The 19,442-nt window shown below is 39.4% G+C and carries 18 protein-coding genes; 4 read left to right on the forward strand and 14 right to left on the reverse strand.

Annotated features, from left to right (window positions below):
- Window positions 1–45: 45 nt before the first annotated feature.
- From rnhA to cyoE, 4 genes are all read right to left on the reverse strand, one after another.
- The gene (gene rnhA / locus J7R13_RS05735; RefSeq protein ID WP_208437859.1) at window positions 46–513 is read right to left on the reverse strand and encodes a ribonuclease HI; all 468 of its coding nucleotides are present in this window, start codon (window positions 511–513) and stop codon (window positions 46–48) included.
- Between the two features lie 5 nt (window positions 514–518).
- Window positions 519–1,478: a homoserine kinase gene (locus tag J7R13_RS05740; RefSeq protein WP_208437860.1), complete on the reverse strand. Its 960-nt coding sequence runs from the start codon at window positions 1,476–1,478 to the stop codon at window positions 519–521.
- Window positions 1,478–2,533, reverse strand: coding sequence for a 4-hydroxy-3-methylbut-2-enyl diphosphate reductase (gene ispH, locus J7R13_RS05745; protein WP_208437861.1), 1,056 nt, complete (start codon window positions 2,531–2,533; stop codon window positions 1,478–1,480). Before ispH ends, J7R13_RS05740 begins: the two co-directional genes overlap by 1 nt.
- 188 nt (window positions 2,534–2,721) lie before the next feature.
- On the reverse strand, window positions 2,722–3,657 hold the full coding sequence (gene cyoE / locus J7R13_RS05750) for a heme o synthase (protein ID WP_208437862.1): 936 nt from the start codon (window positions 3,655–3,657) through the stop codon (window positions 2,722–2,724).
- Between the two features lie 381 nt (window positions 3,658–4,038).
- Between cyoE and J7R13_RS05755 the strand changes: the two genes are divergently transcribed.
- Together J7R13_RS05755 and tldD are read left to right on the forward strand one after the other, a co-directional pair.
- Window positions 4,039–4,596, forward strand: coding sequence for an invasion associated locus B family protein (locus J7R13_RS05755; protein WP_208437863.1), 558 nt, complete (start codon window positions 4,039–4,041; stop codon window positions 4,594–4,596).
- A gap of 106 nt (window positions 4,597–4,702) precedes the next feature.
- A complete protein-coding gene (gene tldD / locus J7R13_RS05760; RefSeq protein ID WP_208437864.1) occupies window positions 4,703–6,121 on the forward strand; it encodes a metalloprotease TldD in 1,419 nt (472 codons plus the stop codon).
- A 65-nt stretch (window positions 6,122–6,186) separates the two neighbouring features.
- Here the strand turns inward: tldD and J7R13_RS05765 are convergent, their stop codons facing one another.
- The 8 genes from J7R13_RS05765 to J7R13_RS05800 form a co-directional block, all read right to left on the reverse strand.
- A complete protein-coding gene (locus J7R13_RS05765; protein WP_208437865.1) occupies window positions 6,187–7,440 on the reverse strand; it encodes a class I SAM-dependent RNA methyltransferase in 1,254 nt (417 codons plus the stop codon).
- A complete protein-coding gene (locus J7R13_RS05770) occupies window positions 7,433–8,182 on the reverse strand; it encodes a TlyA family RNA methyltransferase (protein ID WP_208437866.1) in 750 nt (249 codons plus the stop codon). Before J7R13_RS05770 ends, J7R13_RS05765 begins: the two co-directional genes overlap by 8 nt.
- 1 nt (window position 8,183) lies before the next feature.
- Window positions 8,184–10,106, reverse strand: coding sequence for a 1-deoxy-D-xylulose-5-phosphate synthase (gene dxs, locus J7R13_RS05775; protein ID WP_208437867.1), 1,923 nt, complete (start codon window positions 10,104–10,106; stop codon window positions 8,184–8,186).
- 231 nt (window positions 10,107–10,337) lie between these two features.
- Window positions 10,338–10,592 (reverse strand): exodeoxyribonuclease VII small subunit, encoded by a 255-nt coding sequence (locus J7R13_RS05780; protein ID WP_004860815.1) that lies wholly within the window; start codon window positions 10,590–10,592, stop codon window positions 10,338–10,340.
- 7 nt (window positions 10,593–10,599) lie between these two features.
- Window positions 10,600–11,706 (reverse strand): 3,4-dihydroxy-2-butanone-4-phosphate synthase, encoded by a 1,107-nt coding sequence (ribB, locus tag J7R13_RS05785; protein WP_208437868.1) that lies wholly within the window; start codon window positions 11,704–11,706, stop codon window positions 10,600–10,602.
- A gap of 10 nt (window positions 11,707–11,716) precedes the next feature.
- Window positions 11,717–12,811, reverse strand: coding sequence for a chorismate synthase (gene aroC, locus J7R13_RS05790; protein WP_208437869.1), 1,095 nt, complete (start codon window positions 12,809–12,811; stop codon window positions 11,717–11,719).
- A 116-nt stretch (window positions 12,812–12,927) separates the two neighbouring features.
- Window positions 12,928–13,746, reverse strand: coding sequence for an enoyl-ACP reductase FabI (fabI, locus tag J7R13_RS05795; RefSeq protein ID WP_208437870.1), 819 nt, complete (start codon window positions 13,744–13,746; stop codon window positions 12,928–12,930).
- A 121-nt stretch (window positions 13,747–13,867) separates the two neighbouring features.
- On the reverse strand, window positions 13,868–14,770 hold the full coding sequence (locus J7R13_RS05800; protein WP_208437871.1) for a DnaJ C-terminal domain-containing protein: 903 nt from the start codon (window positions 14,768–14,770) through the stop codon (window positions 13,868–13,870).
- A gap of 323 nt (window positions 14,771–15,093) precedes the next feature.
- Here J7R13_RS05800 and pdxH point away from each other — a divergent pair, with 323 nt between their 5' ends.
- A complete protein-coding gene (gene pdxH, locus J7R13_RS05805) occupies window positions 15,094–15,717 on the forward strand; it encodes a pyridoxamine 5'-phosphate oxidase (RefSeq protein ID WP_078691751.1) in 624 nt (207 codons plus the stop codon).
- A gap of 605 nt (window positions 15,718–16,322) precedes the next feature.
- On the opposite strand, the gene ubiA is transcribed toward pdxH, so the two are convergent.
- A complete protein-coding gene (gene ubiA, locus J7R13_RS05810; RefSeq protein WP_208437872.1) occupies window positions 16,323–17,327 on the reverse strand; it encodes a 4-hydroxybenzoate octaprenyltransferase in 1,005 nt (334 codons plus the stop codon).
- A gap of 91 nt (window positions 17,328–17,418) precedes the next feature.
- Here ubiA and purD point away from each other — a divergent pair, with 91 nt between their 5' ends.
- Complete coding sequence (gene purD, locus J7R13_RS05815; protein WP_208437873.1) at window positions 17,419–18,693, forward strand: phosphoribosylamine--glycine ligase; 1,275 nt, start codon at window positions 17,419–17,421, stop codon at window positions 18,691–18,693.
- A gap of 183 nt (window positions 18,694–18,876) precedes the next feature.
- On the opposite strand, the gene J7R13_RS05820 is transcribed toward purD, so the two are convergent.
- A complete protein-coding gene (locus tag J7R13_RS05820; protein ID WP_208437874.1) occupies window positions 18,877–19,410 on the reverse strand; it encodes a DUF6101 family protein in 534 nt (177 codons plus the stop codon).
- Window positions 19,411–19,442 lie beyond the last annotated feature (32 nt).

Here is a 19,442-nt window from a genome sequence, read left to right on the forward strand (position 1 = left end):
AACTCTCTTGATACTCCGTGATAAAAGCAAAATATCCCAAAATGACTATGCTGGAAAATATCCATTTTCGCGATATTTGGTAATTGCTTTCCGAGCAAGTGCATCTGCACGCTCATTATCTGGATGTCCCGCATGCCCTTTTACCCAATGCCATCTGATAGTATGATGAGAACAAGCATCTTCAAGAGCTTGCCATAACTCCATATTTTTCACAGGACTATTTGACGCCGTACGCCAATGATTTTTCTTCCAACCTTCAAGCCACATAGAGATACCATTGCGGACATACACAGAGTCCGTATAAAGTTCGACAGAACAGGGTTCTTTAAGCGCCTTCAGTGCATGAATCGCCGCTACTAATTCCATTTGATTGTTAGTTGTGTGCTCTTGTCCACCATAAAGTTCACGTTCATGACCATTCCAGCGTAAAACTGCTCCCCATCCTCCAACTCCAGGATTACCAGAGCATGCACCATCTGTATAAATTTCAACGACTTTTTGTTGATTTAACATAAAATTCAAAAACCCAATTCACTGAGTGAACCTATATTACTGAAAAAACAAAGCTTGTGCCAATATTCACGTGGATCTTTTTTAACCACAAAACTATCCGGCGGTGTATTAAACCAATCATAAAGTCGCGTGAGAAGAAAACGTAAAGAGGCACCACGCACTAATAAAATAATCGCCTTTAATTCTAAGGAGAGCAATGGCCTTATCTTTTGATAGTTTTCCAATAACTTACGTGCTTTGGCGAGACTATAGGAATAATCTTGTTCAAAACACCAAGCATTCAAGCAGATAGCTAAATCATAAGCTAAGAAATCATTACAAGCAAAATAAAAGTCTATAATACCAGAAAGACGATGATTCAAAAAAAACACGTTATCATTAAATAAATCAGCATGAATAATGCCTGTTGGCAAATTTGACGGCCAATTTTCTTGCAAAAAAGCTAATTCCATATCAATTTTTTGCCCAAACTCTTTTAACAACGCATCTTTGCTCATTTGGCAATGTTTCCACAATAACTTCCAGCCCATAACAGAAAGGCTATTTTTACGGCTGAGTGTAAAATCCCGTCCTGCTAAATGCAACTGCGCTAAACTCGTTCCCACTTCGCCACAGTGGTATATATTGGGCTGACGAATCCACATCCCTTCCAGAAACGTAATAATAGCAGCAGGACGCCCTGCTAGTTCACCAATCGTTGTCCCATCACTTTGTACTACTGGTTGAGGACAAGGAATTCCACGCTGGCTTAAATGCTGCATCAAGCTACAAAAAAAGGGCAAATCATCTTTTGAAATACGTTTTTCATAAAGTGTTAGAACAAACCTCCCTTTTGTCGTATACAGCATGAAATTAGAATTTTCTATTCCCTCCTCTATGCCTTGATAGGACAAAAGCGAACCTATCGAATAACGTTTCAAAAATATCTTCAAATCATTTGGATGGATATTTGTATAAACTGCCATTATTTTGCTTTCGTTATAGACATGCGTGTATTCTGATGTTCATTTTTCAACGTCTTAACTCGACCATTAACAAAAGCCATATCTTGAGGTGTTAAAGTAACGTCACGTAATTCGCGACTTACCAAAAATGTTTCCGTTTCCACCACTGTTTCAGCCAATTCTATTATAACATCATAACGCTCGCGAAAAGCTGATATAATTTCATCAATAATAATTTCAGGAGCAGAAGCCCCTGCTGACAGACTTACAACAGAAAGAGCTCCCAGACGATCAAAATCAATTTCATCAGCACGCTGAACTAAAATAGCCCGTTGCGCACCAAACCTTTCAGCAACTTCTACCAAACGTCGCGAATTAGAGGAATTGGGCGCCCCAACAATCAAAAACAAATCGCTTCCCAACGCTGCTGCCTTAACAGCATCTTGCCTGTTCGTGGTAGCATAGCAAATTGATTCAGCAGCTGGAGCTTCTAACGTAGGAAAACGCCGTTGTAGCACATCGAGAACCTCCGCCGTATCTTCAACAGAAAGAGTCGTTTGTGTAACAAATCCTAATTTATCTGGATCATTTGGTTGATAATGTAAAGCATCTTCAATCGTTTCAATTAATGTCACAGCTCCTTTTTCAAGCTGTCCCATTGTTCCTATCACCTCAGGATGACCAGAATGACCAATCAATATAACATGACGTCCATGACGTTGATGCCGTATCGCTTGTTTATGAACTTTAGAGACCAACGGACATGTTGCATCGAGATAAAACAAATTATAGAGGCGCGCTTCTTCTGGTACAGACTTCGGTACACCGTGGGCAGAAAATACAACAGGTTGACTGCGGTGTTTTTCTGGAATCTCATCAAGTTCTTCAACAAAAATGGCTCCGCGTTGCTGTAATCCCTCAACGACATAGCGGTTGTGCACAATTTCATGACGAACATAGACTGGAGCTCCATATTTTTTTAATGCAAGAAGGACAATCTGAATAGCACGATCAACCCCCGCACAAAATCCACGCGGACCGCAAAGACGCATTGTTAAAGGAGGAAGTGTAGTCATAAATCATCCTTAATATCTTTCATTTTGAGCATCTGATCAAAAAAACTATCTTTATCACTACATAAACAATATAAAAAGAAAGAATTGGCAATACCACCCTCTTCCATAACAGTACACCATATAGTGTATTCTTAAAGCATTTTCCTGTAGCAAAACGTCTTTTAAGTTTGCATTTTTATTTCACTGTACTAGCGGATAAGAAAATACCGTACAAGGGATTCAATCAAAAGCACTCCAAAGAGAGCAGCCAAATAAAATAACGAAAAGAAAAATGTCTTCTTTGCCATCAAAATAGTTGTGCTACGCGTATCAGCTTTCCACAAACGATAAGAAAAATGCATAAAAATAATGCCCAAAACTGTTGAAAAAATACCATAAAGAATTCCCCCAAAACCGATAATATAAGGTCCTGCTGCACATATTGCCATAAGCACAGTATAAAATAAAATCTGTTTTTTTGCTGAATTTTCGCCCCGTACATTAGGCATCATGGGAATGCCCGCTGCATCATAATCAAGAGAAGAAAATAAAGAAAGAGACCAAAAATGCGGAGGAGTCCACATAAAAATGATTAAAAATAACAAAAAGCTCTCAATACTCACTGTCCCCGTTGCCGCAGCCCATCCAATCATTGGTGGAAAAGCCCCAGATGCACCGCCAATAACAATATTTTGTGGCGTTCTACGCTTTAACCAAATTGTATAGATAACGACATAAAAAAAGATCGTAAATGCAAGAAAAATTGCTGAAAACCAATTAATGAAGCTCCCCATAATTAATACAGAAAGTATAGAAAGAATCATGCCAAAAATAAATGCCTTGCTAGGGCTGATTTTCCCAGTAGGAATGGGGCGATTTTTGGTACGTTCCATAACTGCATCAATGTCAGCATCATACCACATATTAAGTGCTCCCGCACCACCACCGCCTACAGCAATACACAATATTGCTAAAAAACCATAAAATGGATTCATAGAAACAGGTGACATCACAAGTCCAACCAAAGCCGTAAATACAACAAGTGACATAACCCGTGGTTTTAATAACGTGATATAATCACCAATGCTGGATTTTGGTGGAGTTGATTTATCACTTGCAGCCGAAAATTCTCTTAAAACAGACATTCCACTCAAAAACCTTTTCCATTTCTATCATCCACAAACAAATATTGTCTGGCATATGGGAATGATCAATTAATATCATAGTGTTTTGAGAACATATAGGATATCTTTCTTATACGTATCCCCTAAAAACAGATGGAAATACTTGCAACAAAAATACATTTTTTCAATGTACATTATTTATTATATTTACAAACATACCATAAAAATAATCATATCAAACATCATAAAGCAAGGCTAATAGCCTTTTCTGCTATGACATTTTTTCTACTTTTTTATTTCATGCATATGGATTAATATGTTTGGGCGGAGAATGGTTTTGTGTTATAATTTCGGCTTGAGAATTTGTTTTTATGTAGAGCTATGCATAATGATGCAGTGTTGATGTGGTTAGGCCTTTCTGTGATACTTTATAAATTGCTAAAAAAAACTTTGTTTGTTTGTGTTGTTATTTTCACACTCTATAGTGCTTCTATCAATCATGCACTTGCACAAACACCTCATGAGCAAAATGTTCCTGCTCCACAAAACTACGGCGCATGGACAAAAGTTTGTTCTCTGCCTCCAGGTACGCCTAATATGCAATGTGAAGTTGTACAAAATGTACATACACAAAATCGCCATGACATTACTCTCCGTGTTACGTTTTATAAACTCCCTAAAAATCAAGGAGCTTTGATGCGTGTTTTTGTTCCAATTCGTGTTGAATTGCGCCCTGGGGTTGGCCTTAAAATTGATGATAAAAATATGGGAAGAGTAGAATATCGCCGTTGTCTTGGTGATAATTGTGTTGCTGAAGCTGTCCTTAAGGAAGACATACTACAACTCTTTTTTAAAGGTAAAATGGCAACTTACTTTATTTTTACAACTCCCGAGCAAGCAGTTGGAGGACTCATTGATCTCAATGGTCTTAGTGATGCCTATGCAACTTTACCAACATAATAGAATTTACGCACATTAAATGATTAAAATCTCGTAGCACATTTCACAGCTTCTTAAACAAGACAAATGGGGATTTTCCAAGTTCCCATAAAATAAGGTAACAACTATGAAATCGCTGATTGACCATTTTGATATTGCCTCGTCTAAAGTGCAATCACTTGTAAAAGAAACACTTCATCACGCTGATGATGGTGAACTTTACCTAGAATATACAGAAAGCGAAACGCTTTTATTTGATAATGGGCAGCTTAAAAACGGCTCATTTCATCAGGACATGGGGTTTGGTCTGCGTGTTGTTGCTGGAGAAGCTACTGGATATGCACACTCTAGTGAATTATCAGTTGCTGCACTCAAACGTGCTAGTGACGCAGCAAAGGCTGTTACTTATAATAATCATGCAGGTCCTTATAACGCAGCACCTCAAAAAACAAACAAAAGGCTTTATCAACCACATAACCCCCTTGATGCTCCATCATTTGAGGAAAAAAGTGCACTTTTGCAAAAAATTGATGCCTATTTACGGGCAAAAAATAATAAATTGCATCAAGTTACTGTTTCTCTTTCTGGTTCACTACAGCATATCGAAGTTTTACGTGCAGATGAGCATCTGGTTCGTGATGTTCGCCCTCTTGTACGACTTTCTATATCTGTGGTTGCTGCTCAGGGTAATCGGCGTGAAAATGGCTTCTATGGATGTGGTGGGCGGCAAGCATTTGACCAATTCATTCATGAAGAAAATTGGAAAATGGCTGCTGATGAAGCCTTACGTATGGCTCTCATAAACTTAGAAGCAGAAGCAGCGCCAGCAGGGACATTTGATGTTGTTTTAGCCAATGGATGGCCTGGTGTTATGCTTCATGAAGCAGTAGGACATGGTTTGGAAGGGGATTTTAACCGCAAAAAAACTTCTGCTTTTGCCGGACTTTTGGGCCAACAAATTGCCGCAAAAGGTGTTACAGTTGTTGATGATGGTACAATTCCCCAGTGCCGTGGTTCACTCACAATCGACGATGAAGGCACCCCTTCAGGATATAATGTCCTTATTGAAGATGGAAAGCTTGTTGGTTACATGCAAGACAGACTCAATGCTCGACTTATGGGGGTTAATCCAACCGGAAACGGACGGCGTGAATCCTATGCATATGCACCAATGCCAAGAATGACGAATACGATCATGTTAGGGGGGGACAAAACACCTGAAGAAATTCTATCCTCACTCAAAAGTGGTATCTATGCTGTTTCATTTGGTGGTGGACAAGTTGATATCACCTCTGGAAAATTCGTCTTTGAATGTACTGAAGCTTACAGAGTGGAAAATGGCAAAATTGTAGCCCCAATCAAAGGTGCGACACTCATCGGAAATGGGCCGGATGCTATGAAACGTATTACAATGATTGGGAATGATAGCAAACTTGATAATGGTATCGGTATGTGCGGAAAAGCCGGACAAAACGTTCCTGTTGGCGTTGGACAGCCTCACTTGCGAATCAATAATATGACAATTGGAGGAACAGCTTTTTCATAAAATATACCAAATGAACTTGATTTTAAAATTTCTCAAAGAAATTCAGAAAAGCTTTTCAATTTAGACTAAAGCTTCCAACCTCTCTTTACTTTGCGCTTGCTCAAAACAGCAACAATTTCAACATGTGGTGACCATAAAAATTGATCAATCGGTATGATTTGTTCTACTGTATAACCACCATCAACAAGAAGAGATAAATCACGAGCAAATGTAATAGGATTGCACGAAATAGCTATAACACGTGGTATTGTTGCCTTAGCCAATTCACGTGCTTGCTCTTCTGCTCCAGCGCGTGGAGGATCAAAAACAACACTCTCAAAACACTCAAGTTCGTTCACAGAAAGTGGGCAGCGAAAAAGATCGCGTTTTTCACAGGTTACTGTTTTTAAACCAGTCGCAAAACGTGCTGCTGAATCTAAATTTGCCAACGCTACTTCATCATTTTCCACCGCATGAACATTCATTTTCTTAGCCATACGCAATGTGAAGGTTCCAACCCCTGAAAACAAATCGGCAGCATTCTTTGCTTTTTTAAGATGAGTCAAAATAATATTGCTTATAGTATTTTCTGCTTCCAAAGTTGCTTGAAGAAACCCGCCAGCCGGAAATTCAACACACACATCTCCAAAGTAAATCAATGGTTTTTCTTGTTCAACCAAGACTTCTCCTTCGACAGACAAACGCGTAATCCCAGACAAAAGGGCTGCACGCACCATTTTCTGGCGAATAGACTCATGGCGTATGACACAACCACTTAAAGCAACATCAAACCCATTTTCAACGTGTGTTATCGTGATGTGAAACCGTTTTACATGATTGCTTAGAAAAGCACATAGCATCCTCATATCACCCAGCTTAGATATGAGCTCTGGACGACTCACGGGACATTCTTTAAGAGCCACAATATCATGAGAAAAATGACGATTAAAACCGACTCTCTGACCTTGTGGTGTCATAGATGCTGTTAAAGTAATTCGCCGGCGACTATAGGGTTTACACTCGATTAAAGGTGAAATGGCAACATCAAGCCCATATTCTTTGAGCGCATCAACAACCAACTGTCGTTTCCATACGCGATAAACATCGGTACGCCAATGCTGAAGTGCACACCCTCCACATTCCCCAAAATGCTGGCAAAGGGCATCAATGCGTTCTGGTGATTTTTCCTTTAATGCTATGAGTGTAGCGTATTTTCCATGAACAGCGATTTCAGCAAATTCTCTTGGTAAAGTAAAAGGAACATAAACAAACCCATGAGGTGTATTGGAAACACCATGACCGTTCGTTCCAATATGGTCGATTATGACATTGTCATTCACTCTTTTTTTCCCCGAATAATAAATATTCTAGATTACCATCTCCACCAGCAATGGGTGAGGGCAGCAAACCTTTTGCACTCCATCCACTTTGCATATTCAGCCAATTAAAAAGTTCTTCAGCAGTTTGTTTAGCCATTGATGGATCTTTCAATATCCCCCCCTTACCAAGATGCTTACGGCCAACCTCAAATTGAGGTTTTACCAATAAAACAGCTTGAGCTCCCTTTTGGGCCAAAGATAAAACAGGAGGTAATGCAAGCTTGAGAGAAATAAAACTAACATCCGATACTATGAGATTAATTTCTCGACCGCCTAAATGTTCTTGTTTCAAATCTCTCACATTCAAACCTTCTAATAAGGTTATAGCACTCTTGCCTGATAAACGCACATCGAATTGATTATGACCAACATCAACAGCAATAATATGAGCCACCCCACGTTCTAAAAGAACTTGCGTAAAACCTCCTGTTGATGCACCAATATCAATAGCAGTCACTTTATCGGTGACAATCGGAAATGCATCAAGTGCACTGATCAATTTTAACGCTGCACGCGAGACATAATTCTGTGCCGGATCGCAAACTACAATTTCTGCATCGTTAGAAATAATTTGCCCAGCTTTAATAATTATTTCGCCGTTAACCTTAACTGTTTGGCGCATGATGGCATCACGTGCTCGTGAGCGCGTCGTAAAAAAGTTTTTTTCAACTAAGAGAACATCAAGCCTTTTTCTGACAGACATCTCATACTCGACTTTTCTGCACTGTCCGAATTTTGCGTCCCAAAGCAGTAAAAACCGTGTTGATAATACCAACAGCATCAAGTCCTATACGTGAAAGAACTTTCTCTGGTGAACCATGATTTAAATATTCGTCAGGAAGTTTTAATGTACGAACTTTCAAACCATGCTCTAAGAGCCCTTCTTGTGCCAAAAACTGCAATAAGTGCGCTCCAAATCCACCCATTGCGCCTTCTTCAATTGTCACTAATACTTCATGTTCACGTGCCAAACGACGCATCAAATCCTTATCCAAAGGTTTTGCAAACCGCGCATCCGCAACCGTCGTAGACAACCCTTCTTCTTCCAACATACCAGCAGCCATCAACACTTCCGACATCCGCGTTCCAAAACAAACCAAAGCTATCCTGCTTCCTTCACGCAAAATACGCCCTTTTCCAATCTCTAATAACTCACCACGCTCAGGTAAATCGATGCCAACACCTTCACCACGCGGATAACGAAAAGAAAGTGGCCCCTGATCATAAGCTGCAGCAGTACGTACCATATGCATCAATTCAACTTCATCAGAAGGCGCCATAACAACAAATTCAGGAAGAGTGGACAAAAAAACAATATCAAAACTGCCAGCATGTGTCGCACCGTCTGCCCCTACAAAACCTGCTCGATCAATCGCAAAACGCACCGGTAATTTTTGAATCGATACATCGTGGATAATCTGATCATAAGCGCGCTGTAAAAAAGTAGAATAAATCGCGACAAAAGGCTTATACCCTTCACAAGCAATACCAGCCGCAAAGGTTACGGCATGCTGCTCAGCAATACCAACATCAAACATTCTTTCAGGAAATTTTTCAGCGAAAGCATCGAGGCCCGTTCCAGTAGGCATTGCCGCCGTTATACCTATAATCTTATCATCATGACTGGCTTCCTCTATTAAAGCCTTAGAAAACACCTTGGTATAGGAAAGAGAATTACTTTTTGTTTTAGTCTGTTTGCCTGTAACAATATCAAAACTATTAACACCATGATATTTATCCGATGCTGCTTCTGCAGGTGCATAACCCTTACCCTTACGGGTTACTACATGTACCAAAACAGGACCATAGGGATATTCACGAACATTTTTCAAAACAGGCAATAGATGCTCTAAATTATGGCCATCTATTGGTCCAACATAGTAAAAGCCAAGTTCATCAAATAAAGTTCCTCCGACCAAAAAACCACGGGCAAACTCCTCTGAACGACGCGCCTTCTCCCCAAAAAACTTTGGCAATTTTTTGCTGAGCACTTTTACCCGTTCACGCAAGCTGCGGTAAGCGGGACGAGAAACCAACCGTGCAAGATGAGCACTCATGGCACCCGTAGGAGGCGCAATAGACATATCATTATCATTAAGGATAACAATCAAGCGTGCATCCAAAGCACCAGCATTATTCATCGCTTCATAAGCCATGCCAGCAGACATAGCACCATCACCAATTACAGAAATAATATTCCGTCTTGTCTCCATCTTCAAAGCACTTGCCACCGACATCCCAAGGCCAGCTGAAATAGAAGTAGAAGAATGACCAGCTCCAAATGGATCATACACACTTTCTGAACGCTTCGTAAAACCTGATAATCCACCCTCTTGACGCAATGTGCGAATTTTATCTCTACGCCCCGTCAAAATTTTATGGGGATAGGCTTGGTGACCAACATCCCAAATAATCCTATCTTCAGGTGTATTAAAGACATAATGCAACGCAACAGTGAGCTCAATAACACCGAGCCCTGCACCCAGATGACCACCTGTTACAGAAACCGCATCAATTGTTTCTACCCGCAACTCATTAGCTAATTGTACCAAATCAGACTCAGGTAATGCCCGCAAATCTTGTGGTACACAAATATAGTCAAGCAATGGCGTTAATGGCCTAGACAAAAGAAACTCCTTATATCTATTTTATCAAGAGAGCGAGATGAAGTTACACACCTTTCCTTACTTTATTCATAGTGTGTTCTATTTTTTACTGAAATAGTTTATCTGTTTGAAATTATCTACAGATTTTCCCGTTTCTAGCCCATTTCATAAAAAAGAAACTCCTCAAACCTGTTCTTTGTAAATGAAGTTTTACCCCTTATAACCCAACAAATACAGAAAAATTACTGAATCTCATTCAGAATCTAGAGGCTCTACACCTTCCGGAATACCTTTATCTGAAAGCTGAATCTTCTCAACTTTTGCCTCAGCCACTTTCAAGAGTTTCTCACAATGTTTTTTAAGAGCTTCACCACGCTCATAAATATCAATTGATTGTTCTAAAGGAACATCCCCACGTTCCAAATTTTCAACTATAACCTCAAGCTGCTTGAGTGCTTCCTCAAAACTTAATGCAGTAACATCTCCCTTTTGTATCTCTTTTTTCATATAAACCTCATAAGATATCTGTTCTAGATATGCGAATTCCAAACCCCTCTAAACCAACATAATGACGTTCTTTAGAAGCATAAACAATAACGGAACTAATCCCTAAATGTTTTAGAATTTGCGCTCCTAAACCAATTTGGCGCCATTCTTCTTCGCGTTCAATCGCCTGCACATGGTCCTCTAAACCTCTCATTGCCATTGCCTGACTGTCAATAAATGATTGCACACCAATGGATCCTTCACGCAAATAAACAAACACACCACGTTTCTCTTCTTTCACCATACGCCGCATGATAACTGCAATCTCTGAAGATTGACCAAAAACATCGTTTATAATGTTTTCGCGATGCAAACGCACAGGAATATCTTCACCATCACGAACATCACCAAAAACGATTGCAATATGCTGAACATTTTCCCAAGGAAGTTGATAACTTTGAAGAACAGCTGTCCCTGCCAATGTTTCAATAGGCATTTCTCCAACATGCCTAATCAACATCTCTTTACGTTGGCGGTAGGCAATAAGATCAGCAACCGTAATCATATGCAATTTGTGATCTTGCGCAAATTTTGTAACCTCATCTCCATGTTTAACACTGCCATCGTCATTAACCAATTCACCGATCACGCCAACTTGTGGCAAACTAGCTAATTTACATAAATCAACTGCGGCCTCCGTGTGGCCTGAACGCATAAGGACCCCTCCTTCATGCGCAATCAAAGGAAAAATATGTCCTGGACGAATAAAATCGCTCGCACCAGCATTTGAGTTCGCAAGATTACGGACCGCTAATGCGCGATCGTGTGCTGAAATACCTGTCGTTATTCCATGTTTAAAATCAACAGTAACAGTAAATTGGGTACGGTGCGCTGAATTATTATCTGGTACCATAGGCGCAAGATTAAACCGTTGTGCTTCTTCTTTTGGCATAGGTGCACAAACAATCCCCGTTGTGTGACGAATGATAAATGCCATCTTTTCTTCTGTACAATGAACAGCTGCAACTGTTAAATCACCTTCGTTTTCGCGACCATAATCATCTGTAACCACAACAATTTCACCGCGTTCAAAAGCCCTAATGGCAGAAACAATTTTTTTCTGATCATACGTCATTACGTTCCTTTCAACCACAACCAACCTGACCCCGATGCCTTAAATAATGATCAGCAATCGCACAAGCAACCATCGCTTCCCCAACAGGAACAGCACGAACCCCCACACACGGATCATGACGCCCTTTCGTTATAACATCTACATTATTACCATCAATATCAATTGAACACCGAGGCGTTAAAATTGATGACGTAGGCTTCACAGCAAAACGTGCAACAATTGGCTGTCCAGTCGATATTCCACCTAGAATGCCGCCAGCATGATTAGATAAAAAAAGTGGTTTCCCATCACTTCCCATACGCATTTCATCTGCATTTTCTTCTCCTCTCAGGCGAGCTACTGCAAAACCATCCCCTATTTCAACACCCTTCACCGCATTAATTGACATGAGTAATGATGCAATATCTTGGTCAAGCTTTGCGTAAATAGGTGCCCCTAACCCCGCTGGAACATTTTCTGCAATAATCTCAATAAGAGCACCAACAGATGAACCAGCTTTCCGTAATTTATCGATATAATCACTAAAAACATGCACTATTTCTGCATCAGGTGTAAAAAAAGGATTGTTATCAACTTCTAACCAATCCCAACGATCGCGATTAATATTATGAGGACCAATTGCTACCACTGCTCCCCGTATTATCAAACCAGGAACAATTTTACGAGCAACAGCACCTGCCGCAACACGTGCTGCCGTCTCACGCGCTGAAGCCCGTCCACCACCCCGAAAATCACGGATACCATATTTAATATCGTAAGTATAATCTGCATGACCAGGACGATACTGATGGGCAATTGAGCCATAATCCTTAGAACGCTGATCTGTATTTCGAATCAAGAGGGAAATTGGCGTACCCGTTGTCACCAATGTCATCCCATCGTCCTGAACAATAGTCCCTGACAGTACTTCTACTTGGTCCAGTTCTCGCCGCTGCGTTGTATATTGGGATTGTCCTGGTCTACGTTTATCAAGATAGGCTTGAATTTCTGAAAGAGTAAAAGTAATTCCCGGAGGACAACCATCGATAACACATCCAAGAGCAGCGCCATGACTTTCACCCCATGTCGTTACACGAAACAAATGACCAAATGTATTATGCGACATAAAAAATGACCCGCTTCTCCGTCAAATATAAGCAACTACAGCCTTTTTCAAAGAATATCATGGCCGTTAAATTCGGTTAAATCACCGTTGTCAAAGAAGGTTTTATAAACCAAACTTTATTCTTTAACGACAGAAATGTCTGGTGCATCGACAGCTTTCATACCTATGATATTATAACCTGAATCCACATGATGCACTTCACCCGTAACAGAACGAGACAAATCTGAAAGAAAGTAAAGCGCAGAATCACCTACCTCTTCAATTGTCACCGTACGACGTAAAGGAGCATTATATTCATTCCATTTCAAGATATAACGAAAATCACCAATGCCCGAAGCAGCTAACGTTTTGATTGGTCCAGCAGATAGAGCATTAACACGAATATGCTGAGGACCTAAATCCACTGCTAGATATTTTACGCTCGCTTCAAGAGCTGCTTTTGCTACTCCCATTACATTATAATTAGGAACAACCTTTTCTGCACCATAATAGCTCAGTGTTAAAATTGAACCACCGTCCGACATTAATTTCTCTGCACGCTTCACCAAAGCTGTTAAGGAATAAACGGAAATATTCATGGTCATCATAAAATTCGATTCGCTAATATCAATATAACGACCACTTAATTCATCTTTATCAGAAAAACCAATAGCATGAACTAAAAAATCGAGTTTGCCCCATTTCCTCTCTATTACTTTAAAGACCGCATCAATAGATGCACTATCAGAGACATCACAATGCCCACAAACTAATCCTTTTACTTCCTCAGCCAAAGGCTCAACACGTTTCCTCATTGCTTCTCCCTGATAGGTAAAAGCAAGCTCTGCTCCTGCTGCACTCGCCGCTTTAGCTATTCCCCAAGCGATTGAGCGATTATTGGCCAATCCTAAAATTAAACCACGCTTACCGTACAATAAACCATTACCCTTAGACATCAGCACTGTCCCATTGTTACTTAAAATTAATATTATTTATCTGCCTATGGCATAGGTCAACTTTTTCTTCAAGCAATTGGTTTAAAATCAAAAAAAACTATGCTTGTATATAATTCAAAAATTAACCTTGTCGCATCTGCAGAAACTGTTCTAATGCTGCATCTCCACCTTCCGGCAACATAACACGAACATGCACATAAAGATCATCTCTTTTGCCGTTTTTTAAACGAAGTCCTTTTCCTTTCAACCGTAAAACACGATCAGAGCTTGACCAAGCTGGAATAGTTAAAACCACGCGCCCTTCCAAAGTCTCAACTTCTTCTTTTGCTCCCAAAACAGCATGTGTAAGGGGGACTGGTAAGTCAAGATGGAGTGCCCTTCCTTCAACCCGTAAACGAGGATGTTTTTGAATATGTATAGTTACCAACGCATCTCCTGCTTGTCCATAAGCCACCTCTTCTCCTTGGCCTTTTAAGCGAATAATTTGACCATCTTCAACATAATCTGGAAGTTTAATTTTTAACTTTTTCCCATTAGGAAAAACAGCTTCCACCTTTTCTGCACCAACCATCTGCTCCAATGTGACAGAAAGATTGGCACGAACATGCGCCCCTTGTTGAGGTCTACTATATTGAGCAGAATTCGAAAAACCTCCTCCTCTTCCAAATAGATCGCGAAAAATATCACTCGCATCAAAACCTGCACCACCTGAAGAACCAAAATCAAAACCTTTCGCTCCTCCTGAAAAAGGATTATGACTATTTCTAAAGTTTTCACCAGTGCCATAGGCTTGGTAAAGTGGTTTTCCCTCCATATCAATTTCACCACGGTCAAATTGTGCTTTTTTGTCTTTATCACCTATAATTTCATAGGCTTGATTAATTTCAGAAAACTTTTCTTTAGCCTTTGCATCATCCATATTGTGATCTGGATGATATTTCTTCGCTAATCTTCTGAATGCCGACTTAATCTCTTGTGGTTTCGCGGTACGTGCCACACCCAGAATCGTGTACGGATCACGCATATTGCCCTCTTTTCAATTTTTGTGTTTTCAAAATATCAACTAATATGTTTTTCAATATCCCTCACAGCTTCACCAGTCTCTTCTAAAGAATGATTTTTTCTCTCTTTATATGTCTACAAAGAAACCAAAATACCAGATAAAATAAATATTTTATTTAATATAGTGCATTGTATTCTACGCTAAAAACAAAAATGATTAAGGAACCATACATAGTATATAACAGCATTGGCTTTTTGAAATAAGAGAAAAACAGCGCTTTATTCCTTAATGACAAAGTAAGTTAAAGAGTTTCTCATTCATACTCACTGACATTTGGAGATCCTATGAGCAATAAAATACAAACAGACGATGATTTTATGCAAATGCAAAAACCTTTTGCACTTTTTGCAAAGTGGCTTGAAGAAGCAACAGTGAGCGAAATCAATGATCCTAATGCTATGGCATTAGCAACAGTTGATGAAACGGGTTTGCCTAATGTTCGTATGGTTCTTCTCAAAGATTACAGTTCCCAAGGCTTCGTCTTCTACACCAACTATGAAAGCCAAAAAGGACAAGAAATTTTAAAATCAATGAAAGCATCCTTGGGTTTTCATTGGAAATCGCTTCGTCGTCAGGTCAGAATTCGAGGAGTTGTTGAAAAAGTTAGCACTCAAGAAGCAGATGCGTATTTCCAATCACGGCCACGTGGTAGCCGAATTGGTGCATGGGCATCCAAACAATCTCAACCATTAGAAAACCGTTTTGTTCTCGAAAAAGCAATTGCCCAATATACTACGCGTTATGCAATAGGAAACATCCCGCGTCCACCTTATTGGTCCGGATTTCGCGTTAAACCCCTTTCTATCGAATTCTGGCGTGATCGACCGTTTCGTTTACATGACCGCTTGCTTTTTACACGCGATTCTGTTGAACATGATGATTGGCAAAAGCAAAAACTTTACCCTTAATTTAATGATTATGAAGACTTTTTTTCGGCGATTAGAAAACTCTTTGCTAAAACAAATGAAGGAGTAGATCACTCAATTCAGTTTAAATGAAATGATTATACCTTCACTGTGAAATTCTGTTTATAATAATCTTTTGCCTACTGCATATTTTGAAAAAAATTAAAGTTATAAAGACTTATCTAAACGACAAGGTTGTATTCAGCAGACCCCTAGTGAAGTGATCTGCAATTTTTAAACGAAATATAAAAGAATAAAATAATCTTGTGGCTTTCAATCCTGATGACGTAATTGGAAAAGTACAATTTGCATTAAGAAAAAAGTAGTTGATTCCGGCATCATCACGCAAATCTATTTTTAGTTTATCCTAGATAAGCTGGTAAAATTCGACACAATTACAATTTTGCATAGAAAAGAGATCTAAGAATAACATAAAAAACTTAAATATGTAATGCAAAAAACTTATGAAAGTAAAGTTGAAAAATAAAAAATTTTAAAAACAATAAAAGCATCCTTAAGTTTTTATTTCCTTTACTTTCAGCATCACACAAGACGTATACATTTCAGCATAACACAACACATGATTTTATTTATTGGCGCATTTTTTATTAAACTGTAGGATAAACCATCATCCATATACCACCGCATACCAAACCAGCAAAAACCACGAAACCAATAAATGAGTTCGATTTGAAAAGCTTTAAGCATTGTGAACTATCATCTATATCAATAACTTTAATTTGAATAAACATATGGATACTTGCCACAAAAATTCCCAAAAAACTAACAATGGGGACATTTGCCAAATAAAATGCTAAGCTGACAAGTATCACAAAGCCACTATATAAAAATACTAAAGCTCGCTTGGTGCCCTTACCAAAGAGAAGTGCTGTAGAACGTACACCAACCGTAGCATCATCCTCTTTATCTTGATGCGCGTAAATTGTATCATACCCTATCGTCCACAATATGGATCCTCCATAAAGTAAGATTGGCGCCCAATTCAGACTTCCATACACCACTGCCCAACCCATTAATGCCCCCCAATTAAATGCGACACCTAAGAAAAACTGCGGCCAATATGTTATGCGTTTCATAAAAGGATAAAGGGTAACCGCTATCAATGATGAAATACCTAGAAAAAAACTGTATCTATTAAATTGCGATAAAACGCCCAAACCAACCAAACATTGCACCAATATAAAAAATTTTGCTTGAAGCCGACTCACATGGCCTGTTGGCAATGGGCGAGAACGCGTTCTTTCCACCTGAGAATCAATTTTATGGTCAATAAGATCGTTCCAAGTACACCCAGCACCTCGCATAGCTATAGAACCTAGAAAAAAAAGAAAGAGATACCAAAACCAATGAAAGAGCATTGATAAAAGAGGCAATCGGTGCATTTCATAAGAGAGAAAGGCCATTGTCGTTGACCAGAAACAAGGCCACATCAACAATTGCCATCCGATAGGTCGATCCCAACGTGCCAATTGAGCATAAAACCACAAAGAAGAAGGAAGAAAATGGTAGACCCACTGTTTGGAGGATGCATCCATAACCCGCCCCTGATGCTCACAGGATTGAATATGTGCAATATTTTTACTTTTTTTCATCAAATAATTTTACCTTTGATCTTGCGATAGAGATATTTCATTCTTATGACAAGAGCAATTATTTAATCATCTTCTATGATAGGAGCAAGCAATGAACATCCTTCTTATTGGCTCAGGCGGACGAGAACACGCTTTAGCATGGAAAATAGCAGCTTCACCACTGCTAACAAAATTATATTGTGCTCCTGGAAATCCTGCAACAATGGAACTTGGGGAAAATATCGATTTAAACATTGATGATCATCCTACCATCATTGAATTTTGTAAAACACATTTTATTGACCTCGTAGTTGTTGGGCCTGAAGCACCACTCGTTGCTGGTATAACAGACTCCCTTAACAAAGCTAATATTTGTGTATTTGGACCGACTCAAAAAGCTGCTCAATTAGAAGGTTCAAAAGCTTTCACAAAGGATTTATGCTACAAGAATAACATTCCTACAGGAACTTACCAATGCTTTAATGATAGTATAAAAGCTAAAGCTTACATTCGTCAACAAGGTGTTCCTATTGTCATTAAAGCCGATGGCCTAGCTGCCGGTAAAGGTGTTATTGTTGCAACAACTGTAGAAGAAGCATTTAATGCGGTTGATGCTTGCTTTAAAAGTACATTTGGCAATACAGAAGAAAAAATTGTTGTAGAATCTTTTCTTGAGGGTGAAGAAGCAAGCTTCTTCTGTCTTTGTGATGGTAAAACTGCCCTTCCCTTTGGATCCGCTCAAGACCATAAACGTGTAGGTGATGGAGATACTGGAGCCAATACCGGTGGCATGGGAGCTTATTCACCAGCCCCCATCATGACCGAGGAAATGGTTAGTCGTACCCTCAAAGAAATTGTTGAACCAACTCTACACAGTATGAACGAAATGGGAGCTCCCTTTAAAGGTGTTCTCTTCGTTGGGTTGATGATAACGCAAAAAGGACCTGAATTAATTGAATTTAACGTACGATTCGGCGATCCTGAATGTCAGGTTTTAATGATGCGTCTCAAAGATGATATTCTTCCACTTCTTCTTTCCGCGGCTCAAGGAAATCTTGCACAAAAAAAACTTCAATGGTCTGAAAAAGCTGCTTTGACTGTTGTTATGGCTGCAAAGGGTTACCCTGACTCTCCCCAAAAAGGTACTGTTATCCGCAATCTCGATAAGGTAAATGCTCTCCCTGATGTAAAAATTTTTCAAGCCGGCACAGCACTACGCAATGGAGAACTCATTGCTAATGGGGGACGCGTTTTAAACATAACAGCAACAGGAAAAACCGTTATGCACGCGCAAAAACGCGCCTATGAAGCTGTTGATTGTATTGATTGGCCCGAAGGTTTTGTCCGTCGTGATATTGGATGGAGAGCCGTAGCGCGAAAAAGCTAAACCCTTTGAATATTCCTTTTTATGATTTAATCCTTTCGCGTAATTTCGGAAAAAATAGCGAATTTTCCTTTGGAAAATAAAATATTACAAATAATTTATTCACGCCCACCATAAAACAGATAAAATACAAAATAGAGAAAAATAAACGCATATAGCAGCACAAGAGCAAAAAAAGAGTGCACATCAAGACTTCTGTAACACAACCTGATTAGCAATCACCAATCGTAAACCCAACGGATTGTTATAACGAATTGAAAAGCATTTTTGTTTAGAATGCAATGTTGTACAAAAAAATCGACGTAAATCAAAACGATCTTTGACAACCATGATGCGATTATCTTCATTGATCATAAGCATAGGAAGATCATAAGTATCTGACCATAATCGCCAATCCAGAAGAACATTATTTAAATCCCTAGAAACTAAAAGCGGGATGCACGCTTCTTCATCTGCATGAAACAGCTCTAATGCAACGGCTTTCTCTCCTGAATGCGTTTTTACAGTACGTGCTACAATTCCTTTGAAATGATAAGACGGTACTAAATGTGATAAGCTTGAAGGAGTATCCATTTTAAAAAAAACACCGCACTCACTTAACGAACAAATTATTTGATTGCCTGTTTTCGATGAAAAATACGCCGTTGTTTGCGGCAAATGGCACGGATCTAACCGAAATTCAAGCACCGCTTTTGCCTGATTAAAGCATTGATTAGCCATATACAGTGTCCCAATTTATCTGAACAATACAC

The organism is Bartonella taylorii 8TBB, assembly GCF_902825155.1.
Classification (GTDB): domain Bacteria; phylum Pseudomonadota; class Alphaproteobacteria; order Rhizobiales; family Rhizobiaceae; genus Bartonella; species Bartonella taylorii_A.